At 72.2% G+C, this 2,720-nt stretch carries 3 protein-coding genes; all 3 read right to left on the bottom strand.

Annotated features, from left to right (window positions below; genetic code table 11):
• On the bottom strand, positions 1 to 1,073 hold a 1,073-nt coding region (gene bamB, locus VNJ47_00600; protein ID HXG27333.1), incomplete at its 3' end, for an outer membrane protein assembly factor BamB.
• A 2-nt stretch (positions 1,074 to 1,075) separates the two neighbouring features.
• Complete coding sequence (locus VNJ47_00595; GenBank protein ID HXG27332.1) at positions 1,076 to 1,768, bottom strand: tetratricopeptide repeat protein; 693 nt, start codon at positions 1,766 to 1,768, stop codon at positions 1,076 to 1,078.
• 24 nt (positions 1,769 to 1,792) lie between these two features.
• Positions 1,793 to 2,720: histidine--tRNA ligase (gene hisS, locus VNJ47_00590; GenBank protein HXG27331.1), on the bottom strand; the 928-nt coding region annotated here is incomplete at its 5' end.

Here is a 2,720-nt window from a genome sequence, read left to right as displayed (position 1 = left end):
ACCAGGGCCGAGCGTCCGGCCTTGAGCCGGCCGCGCAGGCTGCCGTCTTGCGGCGACAGCCAGTGCACATAGCCCTCCAAGTCGCCGACCGCCACCAGCCCGCCATGCACCGCCGGCCGCGTCAAGCGGCGGTGCTTGAGCCCTTCCTGCTGCCACAGCACGGCGCCGTTGTCGCGGTCCAGCGCCCAGACGCGGCCTTCGCGGTCGCTGGCGAAGACGCGATTGTCCGCGACCGCCAGGCCGCTGTAGCTGGCCAGATCCTGGCGCCACTTGAGCTTGCCGGTGGCAGCATCCAATGCCACCACCTGGCCGCCGTAGCTCACGGCATAGAGCACGCCGTCGGCCAGCACCGGGTCGGCATCGAGGTCCACCAGCCGATCGATCTCCGAGCGCCCGCCCGGTGTGCTGACCGCCTCTTCCCACAGCACCCGGCCGCTCTGCAGTTCCAGCGCCACCAGCTTGCCGGTGTCCAGGCCGGCATACACCCGCCCTTCCGACACGACCGGCTGCGAGACGCCGCGCAGGCTCAGGGTCGGCACCGCGCGATCGAAGGTCCAGCGCCGTTGTCCGTCGGCCACTGCCAGGCCGTAGAGCCGGCCATCGCCGGTGCGTACCACCACGGTGTCGCCGTCGCCGGCCGGCGGCGCCAGCACCTCGCTCGACACGGCCGAGCGCCACAGCGCGCGGCCGTCCTCGGCACTGATGGCGACCACCTCGCCGTCGAGCGCGCCGACCAGCACCGCAGTGCCGCTGACGCCCGCGCCCGCCGCCAGCCGCGGCCGGGTTTCCGCCCGCCACAGCACGCGGCCGCTGCCCGGATCGAAGGCAGTGACGCGACCTTCACCGTCCGCCGCGTACAGGCGCTGCCCGTCCAGCGCCAGGCGCAGGCCGTAGAAATCCTTCTTGGGGAAGCTGCCGGCGCTGCCGCGCCACAGCACCCGGCCCTGCACCGCGCCCGCGGGCAGCGCCGGCAGCTCGGCGGGGACCTCCACCGGCTCGCTGCTGCCGCCGCCGAAGAGACTGCAGCCGGCCAGCAACACGGCCGGGACCAGCAGGAAAACGGCGCGTGCCATGTTCAGCGCACCCCGGTGACGGTCGGCGACGCGGACGCCGCCTCGGTGCTGAGATCGTTTAGCTTCAATTCGATGCCGGCGCGCAGCTCGGGCGCGTAATCGGCCGCCGCCAGGGCCTCGGCGTAGGCCTGGCGCGCCTCGTCGCGGCGGCCCTGCGCAGCCAGGATGTCGCCGCGCAGCTCGGCGAACAGCGCGGTGAAACTGCCGGCCTTGCGCACCTGCAGCTCCGCCAGCGCCTCCTCGGAGCGGCCCAGGCTCCACAGCAGGCGCGCGCGCCGCAGCCGTGCCACGTGCCGCAGCTTGCGGTCACGGGCGTTCTCGCGCACCCAGGCGTACTGTTCCAGCGCGGCCTCATGCTGGCTGCGACGCACCTGGTCGGCGGCCAGCGTCAGCGCGCCCAGCGCCGCGTAGGGCGTGCGCGCGTAACGCCCAGTGAGCGTCGCGACGATCTGCTCGGCATGCGCCGCCCGGCCCTGCGCACCACCGTGCTCGCCGTCCGCGGACTGCAAGACCCGGCGCAGATGCTCGTACTCGGCGGACGCCTGCAGCGCCTGGCGGGCGGAATAGAACTTCCAGCCGCTCCAGCCGGCCACCAGCGCCGCGCCCAGCAGCAGGCCGGCCAGCAGCGCGGGGCCGTTGTCGCGCAGCCACTGGCGCAGCTGCTGCAGTTGGTCATCGGGATTGTAGGTTTCCAACGTTCGCTCCGAAGCCCGAGGGGGTCAGCCCCCCTGTCCGAGCCGTTCCAGCAAATAGTCCTTGACCCGGTCCAGCGGCACCGCCTGCTGGCCACCCGTCTCGCGCAGGGACTTCACCTGGCACTGGCCGGTGCGCGCTTCCTCGTCGCCGAGGATCAACGCATAGCGCGCGTCGCTGCGATCGGCACGCTTGAGCTGCGCCTTGAGAACACCGCCGGCATCGCTGGCGACACGCAGGCCAGCATCCCGCAAGCGCTCGGCCAGGCACAGAGCCGAAGCGCCGGCCGTTTCACCCAGCCAGCACAGATAGGCGTGGGGGGTCTGATTGTCCCTGAAGCCCGCGTCATTATCCACCGTCCGGCACAGCTGGACGATGCGTTCCACGCCCATGGCGAAGCCGACCGCCGGCGTGTCGGCACCGCCCAGCTGGGCCACCAGCCCGTCGTAACGGCCGCCGGCGCAGACCGTGCCCTGGGCACCCAGGCGGTCCGTGGTCCACTCGAATACGGTGCGCGTGTAGTAGTCGAGACCGCGCACCAGACGGGGATTGATCGTGTAATCCACGCCGATATCGCGCAGCCCGGCCTGAACCTTCTCGAAATGTGCGCGCGACTCGGCGTCCAGGTGCTCCGACAGCTGCGGTGCGCCGGCGATCAGGGCCTGCATGTGCGGGCTCTTGCTGTCCAGGATGCGCAGCGGGTTGCTGTGCAGCCGCCGGCGCGAGTCTTCGTCCAGTGCCGCCTCATGCCGGCTGAAATACGCAACCAGGGCCTCGCGGTACTGCGCGCGCGCGGCCGGCGTGCCGAGCGAGTTCAGCTCGAGCCTCACGTTGGCCGCGCCGTCCAGCAGCCCCAGCCGGCGCAGGATGCGCGCCGACAGCGCGATGACCTCGGCGTCGGTCTGCGGCCCGGCCATGCCGAAGGCCTCGACGCCGACCTGGTGGAACTGGCGG

Source organism: Nevskiales bacterium (assembly GCA_035574475.1).
GTDB lineage: Bacteria > Pseudomonadota > Gammaproteobacteria > Nevskiales > DATLYR01 > DATLYR01.
The sequence above is the reverse complement of the archived record's forward strand: the minus strand, read 5'-3'. Positions and strand labels throughout refer to the sequence as shown.